Raw genomic sequence first — 17,942 nt, 5'->3', positions numbered from 1 at the left:
GCTCCGGGGACGGGTCCCGCAGCCGCGCGCACCGCGCCGGCGGCCGCGGGTCAGGCGTCCGGGGCGCCCAGGGCGTCGAGCTGGGCGCGGAACCAGGCCGCCGGGGGCAGCGCCGTGGCCGCCGCCGCCAGCCGCTTCGTACGCTCCGCGCGCTCCGGCTCCGGCATGGTCAGCGCCTCGTTCAGGGCCTGTGCCGTCCGCGTCACGTCGTACGGGTTCACCGTCAGCGCGTGGTCGCGCAGCTCCTCGTACGCCCCCGCGCCCGTCGACAGCACCAGGGCGCAGCCCGCCTCCGACACCACCGGGATCTCCTTCGCCACCAGGTTCATCCCGTCGCGCACCGGGTTCACCAGGGCCACGTCCGCCAGCCGGTAGGCCGCCAGGGAGCGCGCGAAGTCGTCTTTCACCGACACCAGCACCGGCTCCCAGCCCTCCGTGCCGAACTCCGCGTTGATCTCCGCCGCCAGCTCCGCCACCGCCGCCGTGTACTCCCGGTAGACCTTCAGGTCCTGCCGCGACGGGTACGCGGAGGCCAGGTGCACGACCCGGCCGCGCCACTCGGGGTGGACCGTCAGCAGCTCCCGGTAGGCCAGCAGCCCGCGCAGGATGTTCTTCGACAGCTCCGTGCGGTCCACCCGGACCACCGTCCTGCGGTCCCCGACCTCCGCCCGCAGCTCCGCCAGCTTCGCGTCGACCTCGGGCCGGTGCGCGAGCGCCCGCAGGTCGTCCCCGTCGACGCCCAGGGGAAAGGCGGTCACCTCCGTGAAGCGGGGCTCCTCCGGGCGCTCCTCGCGCCGTCCGTCCTCCACCGTCCTGCGGTGCCGGACCCCGCTGGGCCCGGCGGCCGGCCAGAAGCCCTCCGCCACGCCGCTCGCGTCGTCGGTCTGCGCCCCCGCGACGAAGTTCCGCGCCCACTCGCCCGTGTGGAAGCCCAGCACGTCCGCGCCGAGCATCCCCCAGACCAGCTGCTGGCGGACGTCGTCGGGGAGCATGCCGAGGAAGTCGGGCGAGGCCCACGGCGTGTGCGTGAAGTGCGCGATCCGCAGGTCCGGCCGCAGCTCCCGCAGCTGCCCCGGGACCAGGGCCAGGTGGTAGTCCTGCACCAGGACGCGGGCCCCGGGCGCCGCCTCCTGCGCGAGGGCCCGCGCGAAGGCACGGTTGTACTCCGTGTACGAGTCCCACTGACGGCGGAACCGCGCGTCGAAGACCGGCTCGCGCGGGACGTCGTACAGGTGGTGGTGGGTGAACCAGAGCACGGAGTTCGCGATGCCGTTGTACGCGTCGTCGTACACCGTGGGATCGATGTCCAGCATCCGGACGCCCGGTTCGGAGACGTCCCGGCGCACCGCCTCCCGGTCGGCGTCCGAGAGCGGCGCGCAGATCCACAGCGCGTCCGGCTGCTCCGCGAGGGCCGCGGACAGCCCGGAGACGAGTCCGCCGCCGCCGCGGCGGGCGCTGAGCGCTCCGTCGTCGGCCAGGGCGTAGGAGAGCGGGCCGCGGTTCGCTGCAACGAGTACCTGAGAAGCCATGCCGCCAACCTAGCCGGGCCCGGGCCCCCTCAAACCGTCCGATTCGTCACGCCACGCGGCGTACGGCGTACTCCTCGATCTCGCGCATCGGCGGCCGCTCCTCGGTGTCCACCGCGTAGGTGCGCGGCACGAAGCCGTCCGGGCCCCGCTCGAACTGCGTCAGCTCCGGCCGTACGAGGTGCCCGCGCGAGAGCCGCAGCTGCGCCGTGCGGTAGATCGCCGCGGCCATCCGGCCCAGCGCCTGCCCGTCCTGGTGGCGGTGGACCCGTACGCCGACGTCGACCTGGGCCAGCGCGTCCAGCCCGACCGTGTGCAGCGCGTCCACCAGCAGGCCCAGCTCGACGCCGTACCCGACGGGGAAGGGGAGCCGCTCCAGCAGCGAGCGCCGCACGGCGTACTCGCCGCCCAGCGGCTGGACGAAGCCCGCCAGCCGCGGCCAGTGCAGGTTGAGCAGGGGCCGGGCGACCAGCTCCGTCACCCGCCCGCCCTGGCCCGGGGCGCCGCCCAGCGGACGGTCGTACATCGCCTTGACGAACTGCACCTCGGGGTCGGTCAGCAGCGGCCCCACGATGCCGGAGACGAAGGAGGCCGAGAAGTCCCGCAGATCGGCGTCGACGAAGCACACGACGTCCCCGGTGGTGGCCAGCAGCGAGCGCCACAGCACCTCCCCCTTGCCGGGCAGCGCCGGGAGGCGGGGCAGGATCCCGTCGCGGTGCTCCACCCGGGCGCCGGCCTTCGCCGCCACCTCCGCGGTCCGGTCGGTGGAACCCGAGTCCACGACGAGCAGTTCGTCCACCAGGGGGACGGGCAGCCCGTCCATCAGCTCGCGCCGGATCACCTCGACGATCTCGCCGACCGTCGCCTCCTCGTCGAGCGCGGGCAGCACCACGCTGACCGTGGTGCCCGTCGCCCGCTTGCGTTCGATCAGCTGGGCGAGCGGTCGGTCGGCGGCGGCCCAGGAGCGCTCGGCCAGCCAGCGCTCCACCTCTTCCAGCACTCTCGGCACTCCCTGGTTACTCGGCGGTATAAGCCGAAATGTGATCCATCTCGCGGTTCGGACGGCTGTCTCAACCACCCGGACCTTCGGTTACAGTCTTGAACAACGCGAAGCACCGCCGCATGCCGGGGGTGCTCGCCCACAAACGCCCGGACGTGCCGAAGAGCGCGCGGCCCGGTGCCATACCGCTCATCCAGAGGGGCAGAGGGACACGGCCCGTTGAAGCCCCGGCAACCCTCCAGTCGGTTCTCGCGATGCGTTCTGCGCACACTCCGCGAGGTCCCCGGCTAGGGAAGGTGCCAATTCCGTCTCATGGCGAAGTGCGCCATGGGGAAGATGAGGAGAAAGGGCCTCGCCATCATGGCTGCACAGACCGAAACCACCTCTGTCGATCTCGGACCCGCCACCGGCCTTTCCTGTCGCGAGTGCGGTACCCGCTTCGAACTCGGCCCCATCTTCGCGTGCGTCGAGTGCTTCGGCCCGCTGGAAGTCTCCTACGACCTTCCCACCGGTGACCCCGAGGCCCTGCGCGCCGCGATCGAGGCCGGCCCGAACAACATCTGGCGCTACGCGCCGCTGCTGCCCGTCCCCGCCGACGTGGCCTCCAAGCCGAGCCTGAACCCGGGCTTCACCAAGCTCGTGGACGCGGCCAACCTGGCCAAGGAACTCGGCGTCACCGGCAAGCTCTACGTCAAGGACGACTCCGGCAACCCTACGCACTCCTTCAAGGACCGCGTCGTGGCCATCGCCGTCGAGGCGGCCCGCGCCTTCGGCTTCACCACCCTCTCCTGCTCCTCCACCGGCAACCTGGCCGGCGCCGTCGGCGCCGCGGCCGCCCGCGCCGGCTTCCGCTCCTGCGTGTTCATCCCGCACGACCTGGAGCAGGGCAAGGTCGTCATGGCCGGTGTCTACGGCGGCGACCTCGTCGGCATCGAGGGCAACTACGACGACGTCAACCGCTTCTGCTCCGAGCTCATCGGCGACCCGCTCGGCGAGGGCTGGGGCTTCGTCAACGTCAACCTGCGCCCGTACTACGGCGAGGGCTCCAAGACGCTCGCGTACGAGATCTGCGAGCAGCTCGGCTGGCAGCTGCCCGACCAGCTGGTCATCCCGATCGCCTCCGGCTCGCAGCTCACGAAGATCGACAAGGGGCTGCAGGAGCTCATCAGGCTGGGCCTGGTCGAGGACAAGCCGTACAAGATCTTCGGTGCCCAGGCCGAGGGCTGCTCCCCGGTCTCGACCGCCTTCAAGGCCGGCCACGACGTGGTCCGCCCGCAGAAGCCGAACACCATCGCCAAGTCCCTGGCGATCGGCAACCCGGCGGACGGTCCGTACGTCCTGGACATCGCGCGGCGCACCGGCGGCTTCGTCGACGACGTCAACGACGAGCAGGTCGTCGAGGCCATCAAGATCCTGGCGCAGACCGAGGGCATCTTCGCCGAGACCGCGGGCGGCGTGACCGTCGGCGTCACGAAGAAGCTCATCGAGGCCGGGCACCTCGACCCGGCGCTGACCACCGTCATCCTGAACACCGGGGACGGCCTCAAGACCCTGGAGGCGGTGGCCGCGGACAGCGGGCAGACCGCCACCATCCGCCCGAGCCTGGACGCCTTCCGCGCCGCCGGGCTGGTCTGAACCTCCCCTCGCACACCGGAAAGGCAGTAGCGCCATGAGCGTCAACGTCCGCATCCCCACCATCCTGCGCACCTACACCGGCGGCAAGGCCGAGGTCTCCGCCGAGGGCGCGAACCTGGCCGAGGTCATCGAGTCGCTGGAGCAGAGCCACCCGGGCATCGCCGCCCGCGTCCTGGACGACCAGGGCAAGCTCCGCCGCTTCGTGAACGTCTACGTGAACGACGACGACGTGCGCTTCGAGGGCGGCCTGGAGGCCGTCACCCCGGACGGCGCCGGCGTCTCGATCATCCCGGCCGTCGCGGGCGGCTGCTGACCGGCCGTGCGGCCGGCCGCCCGCGCGGGGACACCCCGCGCGCGGTGACGCGACACACCGAAATTGCCCCTTCCGCCAATAAGCGGAGGGGGCAATTCTGCTTGATTGGGCGCGGTAAGGTTGGGGAAGTCCCCTCCGCTGTTCTTGCCCGCCGCATATGAACGGGCCGCGTGAGGGTCGACATCGGGTCAATGTGCGTGTGCGGTATGGGGCTTTGGCGAAAGATGCCGGGCCCGAGTTGCCCTGGAGTATGCCAAATTTTCACTCTTTTTCAATGTTTCCTAGTGGCCTGAATTCTCGTCGGATCGACCTGTTGCAGACAGCATCGGCGCGGATACATTCAGCCTCGGTCGACGCGTTCCGACGCAAGTTCTGACCCGGGATCGCGAAGTGCGTTCCTGCGCAAGGGCCAGTAATAGGGGAGTTAGGCATGGCTCAGGGCACCGTCAAGTGGTTCAACGCGGAGAAGGGCTACGGCTTCATCGCGGTCGACGGTGGCGCGGATGTGTTCGTCCACTACAGCGCCATCCAGATGGACGGTTACCGCACCCTTGAAGAGGGTCAGCGGGTCGAGTTCGAGATCTCGCAGGGCCAGAAGGGGCCGCAGGCGGACATGGTCAAGCTCGCGGCCGCCGGCTAGTCCCCACGCGATCGGCCACCGACGCGTACGTACGGCGGGCCCGGCAGGACCGGAGTGCGGCGGGACCGGAGCACGGCGTACGAGGCACAACGAGGGGCCCACATCCTGGACAAGGGATGTGGGCCCCTCGTGCGTCCGGCCCGCACGGCCCGTGCGGCGCCTGCCTCTTCCCGGGGTGTTGACCGAAGCCGCTTGCACTCGAGGGGGCCGAGTGCTAATCATTGGCGTTAGCACTCTCCCGGTGAGAGTGCTACTAAAACGAGGACCGGGTCGGTGAGGCCCACAGTGTCCGGCGGGAAGGAACCGCCGGATGCTCAGGCCGTCCGTCGCGGGCGCGGGCGCGGTCCGGAGCAATCCACCCCTGTCCGGGAGGACCACTTCAGATGGCCAAGATCATTGCGTTCAACGAGGAGGCCCGGCGCGGTCTCGAGCGTGGGATGAACCAGCTCGCCGACGCCGTCAAGGTCACCCTTGGCCCCAAGGGTCGCAACGTCGTCCTTGAGAAGAAGTGGGGCGCCCCCACGATCACCAACGATGGTGTCTCCATCGCCAAGGAGATCGAGCTCGAGGACCCGTACGAGAAGATCGGCGCCGAGCTGGTCAAGGAAGTCGCCAAGAAGACGGACGACGTCGCCGGCGACGGTACGACCACCGCCACCGTGCTCGCCCAGGCACTCGTCCGCGAGGGCCTGCGCAACGTAGCCGCCGGCGCCAACCCGATGGCCCTCAAGCGTGGTATCGAGAAGGCCGTCGAGGCCGTCTCCGCCGCCCTGCTCGCCCAGGCCAAGGATGTCGAGACCAAGGAGCAGATCGCCTCCACGGCCTCCATCTCCGCCGCCGACACCCAGATCGGCGAGCTCATCGCCGAGGCGATGGACAAGGTCGGCAAGGAAGGCGTCATCACGGTCGAGGAGTCCCAGACCTTCGGCCTGGAGCTCGAGCTCACCGAGGGCATGCGCTTCGACAAGGGCTACATCTCGGCGTACTTCGCCACCGACATGGAGCGCATGGAGTCGTCGCTCGACGACCCGTACATCCTGATCGTCAACTCCAAGATCGGCTCGGTCAAGGACCTGCTGCCGCTCCTGGAGAAGGTCATGCAGTCCGGCAAGCCGCTGCTGATCATCGCCGAGGACGTCGAGGGCGAGGCCCTGTCGACCCTGGTCGTCAACAAGATCCGTGGCACCTTCAAGTCCGTCGCCGTCAAGGCTCCGGGCTTCGGCGACCGCCGCAAGGCCATGCTCGGTGACATCGCCATCCTCACGGGCGGCACGGTCATCTCCGAGGAGGTCGGCCTCAAGCTGGAGAACGCCGGTCTCGACCTGCTGGGCCGCGCCCGCAAGGTCGTCATCACCAAGGACGAGACCACCATCGTCGACGGTGCCGGCGACAGCGACCAGGTCGCCGGTCGCGTCAACCAGATCCGCGCCGAGATCGAGAACTCCGACTCGGACTACGACCGCGAGAAGCTCCAGGAGCGCCTCGCGAAGCTGGCCGGCGGCGTGGCCGTCATCAAGGCCGGCGCCGCGACCGAGGTCGAGCTCAAGGAGCGCAAGCACCGCATCGAGGACGCCGTTCGCAACGCGAAGGCGGCCGTCGAGGAGGGCATCGTCGCCGGTGGCGGCGTGGCCCTGCTGCAGGCCTCCGCGGTCTTCGAGAAGCTGGAGCTCACGGGTGACGAGGCGACCGGCGCTGCCGCCGTCAAGCTCGCCCTGGAAGCCCCGCTGAAGCAGATCGCCGTCAACGCCGGCCTCGAGGGTGGCGTCGTCGTGGAGAAGGTCCGCAACCTGACCCCGGGCTGGGGTCTGAACGCGGCCACCGGCGAGTACGTCGACCTCATCGCCGAGGGCATCATCGACCCGGCGAAGGTCACGCGCTCCGCGCTGCAGAACGCCGCGTCGATCGCCGCGCTGTTCCTGACGACCGAGGCCGTCATCGCCGACAAGCCCGAGAAGGCCGGTGCCCCCGCGGGCGGCGGCATGCCGGGTGGTGACATGGACTTCTGATCGGCCCCGGCTGATCGGCTGTTCTCGAACGAGGGCGGCACCCCCCGCGGGGGGTGCCGCCCTCGGGCGTTCTCCCGGCCGCCGGAGCACGGGACGGGGTCGGCCGGTCAGAGCTGCTTGAGGAAGTACACGTCCTCGTGGCCGCCCGGGAAGCCCGGGACGCGGGCCGTCTCCACGTAGCCGTGGCGGGCGTAGAAGGCCGGGGCCTGGAAGGTGAAGGACGAGACGAGGAGGCTGGCGCAGCCCCGCCGGCGGGCCTCGTCCTCGGCGGCGGCCAGCAGCCTGCCGCCCCAGCCGTCGCCCCTGCTGTCCTCGCGGACCCAGGTCATGCCGATGCCGGCCCGGTCGCCCCAGCTCCAGCCGCTCAGCCCGGCGACGAGCGCGCCGTCCGCGTCCGTGACCCGGACGGTGAACTCGGACTGCCGGAGTCCTTCCGTCGCCGCCCGGTTGAAGGCGTCCAGCTCCTCGCTGAGCCGCGCGTCGAGCCCGGCGTCCGCGCCGCCTGTGGTGATCTCCACCCCGTTGTCGTTCATCGCACCATTCTGCGGCCCGCGCCCGCGCCGCCACGAACGGATTCCGGGGTCCGCCGGGGCGCCCGTGGTCAGAACCCGGACGAGTCGATGACGCAGCCGAACGGTTCCGGTACGTGGAGGGGCTCGCCGAAGGACACCGTGGTGCGGGAGCGGTAGCCGTGCGGGGAGGGGGCCGAGAAGCAGGTGATCTCCGAGCCCTGCATGTCGATGACCAGGCAGACCGGCACGAGCAGGCCGTAGACGTCGAGCTTGTCGGTCCGGTCCGCGTCCTTCGTGGAGACGGAGGTGAACTCCCCGACCAGGGACAGCGCCGCCCCGTCCGCGTGGCGGCCGTCCGCTTCGAAGGCCGCTTCGTCGGCGACGAAGAGGTCGGGACCGTAGGCGCGACCGGCCGAGGGAAAGCGGAACAGGAAGGGGGAGGTCTCCGCGATGTGCCCGTCCGGAGCCTCTGCCTCCAGCTGTCGGCGCAGGGCACGCGTGGGGCGGACGTAGCGCAGCTTGGACCACGGTGACACGACGATCTTCCCCCGGATGATCTCCGCCCTGAAGCCGTCTGGCGTGTTCATCTCCTCGACGGTGCGCAGGAGGCTCTCGAAGGTCGGAGGTGCCGACAGCGTGGTGTCTATCGGTGTGGCCCGTTCGGTCATGGCGGTCACCGTGGTCCTCCGCATCGCGTGCGTGCTGTGCCGGGCCGGGGCCCGGGTCTCAGATCAGGCTAGCGCCGGGGCCGGGGCCGGGGCCGGGGCCGGGGCCGTGCCCGGTCCTCGGGACGGAGTGCCGCGGGACGGGCGGGTTTGGTTGACTCGGGGGATGAGCGAGAGCAGCGCACCCTTCGTCAAGATCTGCGGCCTGAAGAACGCGCGCGACGTCGAGGCGGCCGTGGCCGCGGGGGCGGGGGCCGTCGGGTTCGTGTTCGCCCCGGGCAGCCCGCGTACGGTCGACGCCGCGACCGCGCGCGCCCTCGCGGCGGAGGTGCCGCCGGGGGTGCTCACCGTCGGGGTGTTCCGGGGGCAGTCGGTGGCGGAGGTCGCCCGGTTCACCGAGGAGAGCGGCGTACGGGGCGTCCAGCTGCACGGCGAGGAGGGCCCCGAGGACTTCGCGGCGCTGCGGGCCGGGGGCCGGACCCTGCTGCGGGCCACCGCGGAGCACGTCCGTCGGTGCGGGGAGTACGGCGAGGACCTGCTGCTGATCGACGCACCGGACCCGGGCTCCGGCAAGCCCTGGAACTGGGGTTCCGAGGAGTTCACGGCGCCGGAGGGCCGCTGGCTGCTGGCGGGCGGGCTGACGCCCGGCAACGTCCGGGAGGCCCTGGAGACCACGGGCGCGTGGGGCGTGGACGTGTCCAGCGGGGTCGAGGGGGAGCGCGGAGTGAAGTCCCCGGCGCTCATCCGGGCCTTCGTGCGCGCGGCGCACGCCTCTGCTCGCTGAACGCGTTCGTGCGATTACTCTCAGCGAGAACCGGAGGTTCGGCCGGTTTCCGGCGGGCAAAGCACAGTCATGCTCTCGGACACGCTCGGATGGCTGCGGCGCCTGACAAGCCGCCTCGTTCCTGAGGGCGGTGGAGGCGTGCCCGTGTTCGCGCCGCGCCGCACTCCCGTCTTCACCGCCGACTTCGCCTCCACCTCCCAGTGGGTCGCCGGCCGCTCGTGGGCGTATCCCGGCGGCGGTCCGGTCAACCCGGGCGACAACAAGCTGGACCACCTCGTCGCCGACCCCGCCTACAGCCGCGGCGGGGTCTTCCGGGCGACCCTGCGCCCCGACGGCAACTGGGACGCCGGCCTCCTCACCACCGAGGGCAGCGACGGCGGCTTCATGGCGCGCACCGGCGACGTGCTGGAGGCCCGGGTGAGGCTGCCGGTGGAGCGCGGGGCCTGGCCCGCGATCTGGACCTGGCGGGACGGCGGGCAGGAGATCGACGTCTTCGAGTACCACCCCGACAACCCGGACCTGCTGGAGCTGTCCAACCACGTCCGCGAGGGCCACCGCTACCACCGCGACCCGTCGGTGCGGCCCGGCGGGTGGGTCGACCTGAAGGTCGAGTTCGGGAGGAACTCGGTCGTCTGGTGGGTGAACGGCGCCCGCGTGTTCAGCGACGGCCGGGGCGTCGGCCGGAACTGGCGCGCGTACCTCATCGTCAACCTCTCGGTCTGCGCCGGGCGTTACCACCCGGCGCCGGACCCGGGGGCCACGGAGATGTCGTACGAGGTGTCGGAACTGCGCGTGTACCGGCGTTAGGGGGTCGCCTCCCAGGGCAGCGGGCAGCGGGCAGCGGGCAGTGGCTCAGGCCGGTCGGTCCTGTCCCGCCCCCGCTCCGTCAGGACGCGGGCCAGACCGTCATGTCCGCGGTCACCCAGTCCGGCAGGCCCTTCAGCCGCACGACCGACTTGACCTGGATCACCAGCAGCGCGATGTCCCCCGACGGGTGCTTGACGCAGAACTCGCTCCCGGCCGCCGCCGCGGCGAGGGTGACGCTGCGCGATTCGACCTCTCGGAGGGCGAAACGGCACGTGTCGAGGGAGCCGCGCGGTTCGCCCAGGAGCAGGGCGATCACGCTGGAGTCGCTCTCCAGGGCGCAGGTGGTCCGGGTGCAGGCCAGGCGGAGGTCCCCGGTGCGGTCCTCGCGCCGGACCGGCTCCCTGAAGCTGACGGAGTCCTCCCCCTCCCCCAGGCGGACCATGGGGTACGGGCGGGGCGCGGGCGTCCTGGGCGCCTCGGGCGTGCTCGGCGCGGACGGTTCGGGGGCGGCTCCCTTCGCCGTGCCGCCGGTCGCCGCGCCGGAGACCGCCCCCGGTGCGGTCCGCGCGGCCGCGCGGTCGCGCAGCCGGTCCGCGCCGTCCATGACCATCCAGCCCAGGCCCGCCAGCAGGACCGCCCAGGCCGTCACCGCCGCGCCGACGATCAGCGCGGTACGCCGCCCGCGCCGGCGCCGTTCCTGCGGCCCGGGCGGCGCCGGTGCGGGCGCGGGCGGCGGGGGCGATCCCGGCTCCGGGCGGGTTCCGGACCGTCCGGCCACCGGTGTCGTCCGCACCGGGGTGGGGTGGTGGAGCGGGCCGGGGGTCACCACCTCCGGCCCCGTCACCTCCCGCCAGACGGCCGGTCCGCCGCCCGCGTCCGCGTCCCCTCCCAGGCGCTGCCGGCACCACGCCACGATCTCCGCCGGGGTGGCCCGATCCGCCGGATCGGGGGCCAGGCATCGCGCGAGCAGCGGGCGCAGCGGTTCCGGAAGCAGGGACAGGTCGGGGTCGGAGTGGACGATCCGGAACAGCACGCTCATGGAGGGGCCGTCGCCGTACAGGGGCCGGCCCAGTGCCGCGAACGCCGCCGTCTGCCCCAGTGCGAACACGTCGGTAGCCGCCGTGACCTCGCCCTCCGACGCCTGCTCGGGAGCCATGTACTGGGGCGTGCCGATGGCGGAGTGCGTGGCCGTGCCCGTGGTGGTGCCCGAGGCCAGTGAGATGCCGAAGTCGATGACCCGGGGCCCGTCGGCGGCGAGGAGGACGTTCGAGGGCTTCAGGTCGCGGTGCACGATGCCCGCACCGTGGATGGCCTGCAGGGCCTCGGCCACGCCCGCCATGAGCCACAGCACCGCGGCCACGGGCAGGGGGCCGCTCCGGGCGACCGCCTGCGAGAGCGAGGGGCCGGGTACGTACAGGGTGGCCAGCCAGGGCGGCACCCCGTCCGCCTCGGCGTCGATCAGCTCGGCGGTGTACGCGCCCCGGACCCGCCGGGCCGCCTCGACCTCGCGGCGGAACCGCCGCTTGAACGCCGGGTCCTCGGCCAGCTCGGGCCGGACCACCTTGATGGCCACCGGGCGGCCGCCCTGGGTGTGCGACAGGTAGACCCGGCCCATGCCGCCCGCGCCGATCCGGGCCGCGAGGCGGTAGCCGGCCACGGTCCGCGGATCGTCCGCCAGCAGTGGCCGGAACACTTCGGTCGTGACGTCGTCCACAGGTCCCCCCGGTCCCCCGACCAACCGGTGGGTTGATCCACACAACCCTAAGGGAGCTGCCGGGGAGCGGAGTTGCGGGGCCGTCCCCAGGGGCGGTCAGCCGGCGGTGCCGTCCGCGGACGCGGTGCCGTCCGCCTCGACGGACCGTACGACGGAACGCGTCGCCCGGAGGTCCTCGACCTGTTCGGGGGAGAGACGGGCGGCGAAGCCGTTCAGGGCGTCGCGGTACACGTGGATCGGGGTGATCCCGTAGGCCCCGGCGACGGTGGCCGGGTCGAGTGCCGGATGGACGGTGACGATGTACGTGGGGTGGTCGGCGGCCGGAGCGGCCGCGCTGGTCTCCGGTACGGGGAGGGGCGTGGCGGCGGCCGCGGGCAGGACGGCCACGGCGGCCAGGACGGCGGCGGCCAGGGGCACGGTGGCCCGGCTCAGGGGGTTGCGCATGGGGCCGAGGGCATCACGCCGGGCGGGGCCGGTCAACGACCGCCCGGGGTGCGGCGGGGGCACGGGGAGCGCACCGCCCGTGCGCCCCCGGGGTGGCGGAGGACCGTACGGGTGATCCTGCCCGGGCGGCTGATCCTGTCCGGGCGGCCCGGACCGTACGGGCCGGGGGCGGCCCGGAGCGGCCCCCGGCGGCGTGCCCGCTCAGTCGGTGCGCAGGCGGGCGTGCAGGTGCTCGTCGTGCCAGCCGTCGGCGTGCAGGAGCGCGCCGCGCATGACGCCCTCCAGGGGGAATCCGGCGCGGAGGGCGACGACGCAGGACGCCGGGTTGCGCACGGAGTGGGTGATGCGCAGGCGGTGCAAGCCGAGGGTCTCGAAGGCCCAGCGGCTGACCAGGTCGGTGGCCCGCGCCATGACCCCGACGCCGCGGCCGGCGGGCAGCAGCCAGTACAGGAACTCGGCGCTGCCGCCCGCGAGATCCACGTCCCCCAGGCCGACCAGGCCGAACGCCTGGCCGCCCTGGGCGGGTGCCACCGCCCAGAGCACGCCCTCCTCGGCCTGCCGGCGGGCCTCCCAGCGGGCGATCCGCGCCACGGCTCCGGCCTCGTCGAGCAGGCTGGGGCGGTTCCAGAACCGGATGTCCGGGTCGTGGCACGCCTCGACGAGGGCGGGCGCGTCGTACGCGTTCCAGGGGCGCAGGTGCAGTCCGCCGGTACCCGGGAGGTAGAACTCCGGCTGGGGCAGGGCGGCCAGTCGGCCCGTGGGGACCACAGGGGGTATCGCGTCGCTCATGAGCGCATCCTGCCGGACCCGCGGGGCCGGACGGGAATCGAGCGGGGCGGGCGGCGGGAGGGGTGGCCGAAGGACTCCGCATCCGGTTCAACCGGCCTGCGACACATACGAACTGAAAGGTCATCATGTGTGACAAATCACATCATCTTTCCTAGTCTCTGCTCCTGCATCGAGTGCGGGTGAAGGGACATCGGATGAGACGACGGGTATCGGCGATCATCGCGGCCGCCACGGCCGCGGTGCTCGCCCTGGGCTTCGGCGGCCCCGTGGCGGCGGCCGCGGACGAGGACGGTCCGGGCGGCGGCAAGGGCGGCCGGGTCGAGTGCGCGCCGGGCGTGCCCGTCGGACCGCACGGCGAGCGGTTCTACACCCCGCCGTCGCCGCTGCCCGAGGGCACCCACGGGGACCTGATCTGGGCGCGGAAGGTCTCCGCGCCGGACGGGGCCCGCGCCTGCCGGATCCTGTACCTGTCGACCCTCGGCGACGGCAGCCCCGTCGCGGTGTCCGGCATCGTCGCCTGGCCGGACCGGCACGCGCCGAAGCAGGGCCGCAACGTCGTGGCCTGGGCGCACGGGACGGTCGGCGGGCCGCGCATGTGCGCGCCGTCGGCGGTGCCGGACCCGGCGGTCGACCTGATCGACTACTTCACGTACGACAGCCCGTACGGCATCGACGTCGGCGTGCCGGCACTGACGGACTTCCTCGCGGCGGGCGACGTCGTGGTCGGCACCGACTACCAGGGGCTGGGCACGCCCGGCGTCCACCAGTACGTGGTCGGCGCCACCGAGTCGAACAACGTCCTGGACTCGGTCCGGGCGGCCCGCCGGATCGGGGCGGCCCGCGCCAACGACAAGGCGGCCGTGCTGGGCTGGTCCCAGGGCGGCGGGGCGGCCCTGTTCGTCGGCCAGAACGCGCCCTCCTACACCCCCGAGACGAAGCTGGTCGGCGTGGCCGCGCTGGCGCCCGCCGCCGACCTCGGCCCGGAGTTCCGCGGCCTGGTCCGCCCCGGCCCGACCGACGCGACGTCCCCGTCGCACCAGGCGGCCCTGCGGATCAACGTCTACCGGGGTTTCCTGGCGGCGTACCCGGAGCTGAAGGCCGAGGACGTCCTCAAGCCGGCCGGGCTGGACGCGCTGGCGGGCGACGGGGTGGCGTGCATCGAGCACTTCTCGGACGTCATCCAGAACAACGTGGGCAACACCGGGCAGCTCGACACCCTCTTCAAGGGGCTGCTGGAGGTGCCGGAGACCTGGCACCGGCGGTTCCACGAGAACACCCCGGGCTACGTGACGACCGTGGCGCCGGTGCTGGTCATGCAGGGGACCGCGGACACCGTCATCAACCCGTACTCGACCACCGACTACGTGAAACGGGCCTGCGCCTTCGACCAGCCGGTGCAGTACACGACGTACCAGGGGGCGACCCACCAGACGATCCCCTTCGTCGCCGAGCGGGAGTACCTGACCTGGATCGCCGACCGCTTCGCGGGCCGGCCGGCACCGGACAACTGCTGACGCGTCGGGCAGACGGCGGGAGCACCCCGGCAGGGGTGCTCCCGCCGCCGTCGGTGCGGGGTCAGGCCAGGGCCGGCTGCTTGTCGGGGTCGGTGCCGGAGCCGGTGCCCGGGGTGGGCGGGGCGGGTTCCGGGGCGGTGTCGAGGTCGGCCAGCATCTGCCGCGTGAAGCCGAAGAAGTAGGTCGCGGCGAAGCCCACCAGGTAGCCGACCGCCAGGCCGCCCGCGTAGATCGCGAGGGTGGCGCCCAGGCCCGACGTGCCGTCCAGGAGCGGGAAGAGGGCCCAGCCCGAGGGGCCGATGGCGGTCGAGCCGAAGCCCACGCCCAGCTGGTTGAAGAGGCCGACGAAGGCCCCGCCGGCCGCGCCGCCGACGCAGGCGGTGACGAAGGGGCGGCCCAGCGGCAGCGAGACGCCGTAGATCAGCGGCTCGCCGACGCCCAGGAACCCGGCCGGGAGCGCGGACTTGATGGTGGCGCGCAGCGAGCCGTTGTGCGGGAGCTTGTAGTAGACGGCGATGGCCGCGCCGACCTGGCCCGCACCCGCCATGGCGAGGATGGGCAGCAGGACGGTGTACCCGGACTGCTCGATGAGCGTGGTGTGGATGGGGATCAGGGCCTGGTGCAGGCCCAGCATCACCAGCGGCAGGAACAGCCCGCCCAGGACCAGCCCGGCGAAGGCGCCGCCGGTGGCGAGGAGCCAGTCGGCGAAGGTGCCGATGGCGGTGGAGGCTTCACCGGCGAGGAACATCAGGCCGAAGAGGGTGACCAGGCCCGAGATGAGGACCGTGAGGGTCGGCGTGACCAGGACGTCCAGCGCCTCGGGGACCCACCTGCGGCACCACTTCTCGACGTACACGGCGAGCAGGGCCGCGGCGAGCGCGCCGAGGACGCCGCCCTGGCCGGGCTTGAGCTCCAGCCCGAAGGCGGCGACCTTCGCGACGCCGGGGAAGACGATGATCGCGGCGACGGCGCCGCCCAGGATCGGCGTACCGCCGAACTCCTTGGCCGTGTTGTAGCCGACGAACACCGCGATGAGCGACATGAAGCCGGAGGCGATGGCGGCGAGGGCCGGGACCAGGGCGGGCAGCCAGCCCAGGTTCGTCAGCAGGCCGTTCAGGCCCGCGATGACGCCGCAGCCGATCAGGGCCGGGATGAGCGGTACGAAGATGTTCGCGATGCGCCGCAGGAACAGCTTGAAGGGGGTGGCGTTCCGGGCCTTGCGGGCCTGCTTCAGCGCCGCGCCCTGCGAGGCCAGTTCACCGGCCGTGACGGGGTGGCCGCCGGCGGGCGCGGGGGCGGACGCCGCCGGTGCCGCGGCCGCCGCGGCCGAGCGGCCCTCCGCGACGAGGGCCTCGAACTCCGGGGTGACCCGGGCGACGGTGCCCGGTCCCAGCACGATCTGGTAGGTGTCGTCCTCGACCACGCCCAGGACGGCCGGGACGGCCTTGAGGGCCTCCTCCTGGACCAGGCTCCGGTCGCGCAGGCCGATGCGCAGGCGGGTCATGCAGTGCGCGATCGAGGTGATGTTGTCCGGGCCGCCGACCAGAGGAAGGATCGCGGCGGCTGTGGCGCGGTTCTTGTCAGTGGACATGCTGGGGATCGCCTTGCGTCGGGGGGTACGGGCGGGGGCGGGGCGGGGTGCGGGCCGGGGGCGTTCAGGAGGCCGCGGCGAGTGCGGCGCGCAGGTGGCCCCGCGAGGAGGCGAGCAGCTCGGCGGCCTTGGGGCCGTCGACGCCGCCGAGGACGACGAGGATGGCGTTCTTCACCTCGCCGCCGGTGGCCGTCAGCGCGGCCTCGATCTCCTCGTCGGGCGCGCCGGTGGCCAGGGCCACGATGCGGCGGGCGCGGGCGCGCAGCTTCTCGTTGGAGGAGCGCATGTCGACCATCAGGTTCCCGTACGTCTTCCCGAGCCGGATCATCGTCACCGTCGAGATCAGGTTGAGGACGAGCTTCTGCGCGGTACCGGCCTTCAGCCGGGTCGATCCGGTGAGCAGTTCGGGCCCCACGACCACCTCGATGCCGTGCTCGGCGGCCGCGGCGAGCGCCGAGCCCGCGTTGCAGGACAGCCCGAGGGTGAGCGCGCCGCGCGTACGGGCGAACTCGACGGCGCCGATCGCGTACGGGGTGCGCCCGGAGGCGGAGACGCCGACCACGGTGTCGTCGGGGCCCAGCTCCAGCGCGGCGAGGTCCTCGGCGGCCAGCTCGCGGGAGTCCTCGGCGCCCTCGACGGCCTGGACCATGGCGGAGGGGCCGCCCGCGATCAGCCCGACGACCTCCGCCGGGTCGGTGTTGAAGGTGGGCGGGCACTCGCTGGCGTCCAGCACGCCCATCCGGCCCGCGGTGCCGGCGCCCGCGTAGACGAGCCGGCCGCCGCGCGCCATCCGCTCGGCGATCGCGTCGACCGCGGCGGCGATCTCCGGCAGCCGCGAGGCGACGGCGGCCGGGACGGTGGCGTCCTCGGCGTTCATCAGGCGGGCGATCTCCAGGGTGGACAGCCGGTCGACCTCGGCCAGTTCGGGGCGGAACGCCTCGGTGGTCAGGGTCTCCAGCTGGGCGCGAAGGGCTGCGTACGCGGTCATGGTCGGGCTCCTAGCGGGCGGTGCTGCTGCGCTTGCCGGTCGGTACGGACGTCTGGTGGCGGGGGGCGAGCGCCTCGTACGAGGCGGCGAGGGCGGGGGCGGCGGTCTCGTACGTCCGCTGCGCCACGCCGACGAACAGGCAGTCGACGACGAGGAGCTGGCTGGTCCGGCTGGACATGGCGGCCGGGCGCAGCTGGGTCTCGCGGGCGGCCGAGGTGGCCAGGACGTGGTCGGCGTAGTGGGCGACGGGGGCGTTGGAGCGGCCGGTCAGCGCGATGGTGGTGGCGCCGCGCTCGAAGGCCGTGCGGAGGGGCTCGATGACGTCGCCCGTGGAGCCGGAGTGGGTGACGGCGACGGCGACGTCGCCGGGGCGCAGCAGGACGGCGTTGGTGAGGGCGAGGTGGGTGTCCTGGTGGGCGTGGGCGATCAGGCCGATGCGGAGCAGCTTCTGGGCGAGGTCCTGGCCGACGAGGGCGGAGGCGCCGACGCCGTAGATGTCGATGCGCCGGGCGGTCGCGAGGGCGGTGACGGCGCCGGCCAGCTGGGTCAGGTCGAGTCCGGCGGCGGTGTCGGCGAGGGTCTGCGCCTCCTCGTGGGCCAGCTTGGCGACGACGTCCGCGAGGGGGTCGTCGACGGCTATGTCGACGGTGACGGCGGGCGCGGCGCCGGACTCCTGCTGTGCGGCGAGCGCGGCCAGCGCGAGGCGCAGGTCGCGGTAGCCGGGGTAGCCGAGGAGGCGGGCGGTGCGGACGACGGTGGCCTCGCTGGTGCCGGTGTGCCCGGCGAGGGCGGAGACGGTGAGCTGCGCGCAGCCGGCCGGGTCGGAGGCGACGGCCTCGGCGACGGCCTGCATGGAGCGGGTCATGGAGGGGCCGAGGCTGCGGACCCGGGCCCGCAGGGCGGAGGGTGCGGGGGTGGTGGGGGGAACCGGGGCGGCCGGGGTGGGGGGCGCGTCCGGTCTGAAAGTTTCTTTCGCGTTCTCGCTCACGTCTGAAACCTATTTTCAGCGGAGCC

Annotated in this window: 17 protein-coding genes and 1 riboswitch; of the genes, 7 read left to right on the top strand and 10 right to left on the bottom strand. The window is 72.9% G+C overall.

Translation table 11 applies throughout. From position 1 onward, the window contains the following. Positions 1-50 precede the first annotated feature (50 nt). Positions 51-1,529, bottom strand: a complete 1,479-nt coding sequence (locus tag ABT106_RS05965; RefSeq protein WP_351272917.1) for an alpha,alpha-trehalose-phosphate synthase (UDP-forming) — start codon at positions 1,527-1,529, stop codon at positions 51-53. A 46-nt stretch (positions 1,530-1,575) separates the two neighbouring features. Beyond that, positions 1,576-2,526 carry a glucosyl-3-phosphoglycerate synthase gene (locus ABT106_RS05960; RefSeq protein ID WP_351272915.1) on the bottom strand — a complete coding sequence of 317 codons (951 nt, stop codon included), beginning with the start codon at positions 2,524-2,526 and terminating at the stop codon, positions 1,576-1,578. 186 nt (positions 2,527-2,712) lie between these two features. Beyond that, a riboswitch (SAM riboswitch) is annotated at positions 2,713-2,869 on the top strand. Between ABT106_RS05960 and thrC the strand changes: the two genes are divergently transcribed. The 4 genes from thrC (at position 2,863) to groL (ending at position 7,120) form a co-directional block, all read left to right on the top strand. Beyond that, complete coding sequence (gene thrC, locus ABT106_RS05955) at positions 2,863-4,161, top strand: threonine synthase (RefSeq protein ID WP_351272913.1); 1,299 nt, start codon at positions 2,863-2,865, stop codon at positions 4,159-4,161. It overlaps the preceding riboswitch by 7 nt. A 34-nt stretch (positions 4,162-4,195) precedes the next feature. Then, complete coding sequence (locus ABT106_RS05950; protein WP_351272911.1) at positions 4,196-4,474, top strand: MoaD/ThiS family protein; 279 nt, start codon at positions 4,196-4,198, stop codon at positions 4,472-4,474. Between the two features lie 430 nt (positions 4,475-4,904). After that, positions 4,905-5,114 carry a cold-shock protein gene (locus ABT106_RS05945; protein WP_030232479.1) on the top strand — a complete coding sequence of 70 codons (210 nt, stop codon included), beginning with the start codon at positions 4,905-4,907 and terminating at the stop codon, positions 5,112-5,114. Between the two features lie 383 nt (positions 5,115-5,497). Beyond that, a complete protein-coding gene (gene groL / locus ABT106_RS05940; RefSeq protein ID WP_351272909.1) occupies positions 5,498-7,120 on the top strand; it encodes a chaperonin GroEL in 1,623 nt (540 codons plus the stop codon). 107 nt (positions 7,121-7,227) lie between these two features. Here the strand turns inward: groL and ABT106_RS05935 are convergent, their stop codons facing one another. Then, positions 7,228-7,653: a GNAT family N-acetyltransferase gene (locus ABT106_RS05935; RefSeq protein ID WP_351272907.1), complete on the bottom strand. Its 426-nt coding sequence runs from the start codon at positions 7,651-7,653 to the stop codon at positions 7,228-7,230. Between the two features lie 68 nt (positions 7,654-7,721). Next, positions 7,722-8,300 carry a Uma2 family endonuclease gene (locus ABT106_RS05930; protein ID WP_351272904.1) on the bottom strand — a complete coding sequence of 193 codons (579 nt, stop codon included), beginning with the start codon at positions 8,298-8,300 and terminating at the stop codon, positions 7,722-7,724. Between the two features lie 163 nt (positions 8,301-8,463). Between ABT106_RS05930 and ABT106_RS05925 the strand changes: the two genes are divergently transcribed. Then, positions 8,464-9,081, top strand: coding sequence for a phosphoribosylanthranilate isomerase (locus tag ABT106_RS05925; RefSeq protein ID WP_351272901.1), 618 nt, complete (start codon positions 8,464-8,466; stop codon positions 9,079-9,081). Positions 9,082-9,219: 138 nt separating this feature from the next. Then, entirely contained in the window at positions 9,220-9,888 is a 669-nt protein-coding gene (locus ABT106_RS05920) for a LamG domain-containing protein (protein WP_351272899.1), read from the top strand. 79 nt (positions 9,889-9,967) lie between these two features. Here ABT106_RS05920 and ABT106_RS05915 read toward each other — a convergent pair whose 3' ends face one another. The 3 genes from ABT106_RS05915 to ABT106_RS05905 form a co-directional block, all read right to left on the bottom strand. After that, on the bottom strand, positions 9,968-11,602 hold the full coding sequence (locus ABT106_RS05915) for a serine/threonine-protein kinase (RefSeq protein WP_351272896.1): 1,635 nt from the start codon (positions 11,600-11,602) through the stop codon (positions 9,968-9,970). A 96-nt stretch (positions 11,603-11,698) separates the two neighbouring features. Further along, the gene (locus ABT106_RS05910) at positions 11,699-12,046 is read right to left on the bottom strand and encodes a protease inhibitor I9 family protein (RefSeq protein ID WP_351272893.1); all 348 of its coding nucleotides are present in this window, start codon (positions 12,044-12,046) and stop codon (positions 11,699-11,701) included. 201 nt (positions 12,047-12,247) lie between these two features. Then, on the bottom strand, positions 12,248-12,835 hold the full coding sequence (locus tag ABT106_RS05905; RefSeq protein ID WP_351272891.1) for a GNAT family N-acetyltransferase: 588 nt from the start codon (positions 12,833-12,835) through the stop codon (positions 12,248-12,250). 194 nt (positions 12,836-13,029) lie between these two features. Between ABT106_RS05905 and ABT106_RS05900 the strand changes: the two genes are divergently transcribed. Then, positions 13,030-14,349 (top strand): lipase family protein, encoded by a 1,320-nt coding sequence (locus ABT106_RS05900; RefSeq protein WP_351272888.1) that lies wholly within the window; start codon positions 13,030-13,032, stop codon positions 14,347-14,349. Between the two features lie 61 nt (positions 14,350-14,410). On the opposite strand, the gene ABT106_RS05895 is transcribed toward ABT106_RS05900, so the two are convergent. The 3 genes from ABT106_RS05895 to ABT106_RS05885 form a co-directional block, all read right to left on the bottom strand. Further along, positions 14,411-15,940, bottom strand: a complete 1,530-nt coding sequence (locus ABT106_RS05895) for a PTS transporter subunit EIIC (protein ID WP_351272886.1) — start codon at positions 15,938-15,940, stop codon at positions 14,411-14,413. Between the two features lie 64 nt (positions 15,941-16,004). Beyond that, positions 16,005-16,928, bottom strand: a complete 924-nt coding sequence (gene murQ, locus ABT106_RS05890) for an N-acetylmuramic acid 6-phosphate etherase (protein WP_351272883.1) — start codon at positions 16,926-16,928, stop codon at positions 16,005-16,007. Between the two features lie 10 nt (positions 16,929-16,938). Further along, positions 16,939-17,916 (bottom strand): MurR/RpiR family transcriptional regulator, encoded by a 978-nt coding sequence (locus ABT106_RS05885; protein WP_351272880.1) that lies wholly within the window; start codon positions 17,914-17,916, stop codon positions 16,939-16,941. Positions 17,917-17,942: the final 26 nt, after the last annotated feature.

This window comes from Streptomyces sp. NPDC002044 (assembly GCF_040296725.1).
Lineage (GTDB): Bacteria > Actinomycetota > Actinomycetes > Streptomycetales > Streptomycetaceae > Streptomyces > Streptomyces antarcticus.
Note: the sequence above shows the minus strand (reverse complement) of the source record. Positions and strands in the feature narration are given on the sequence as shown.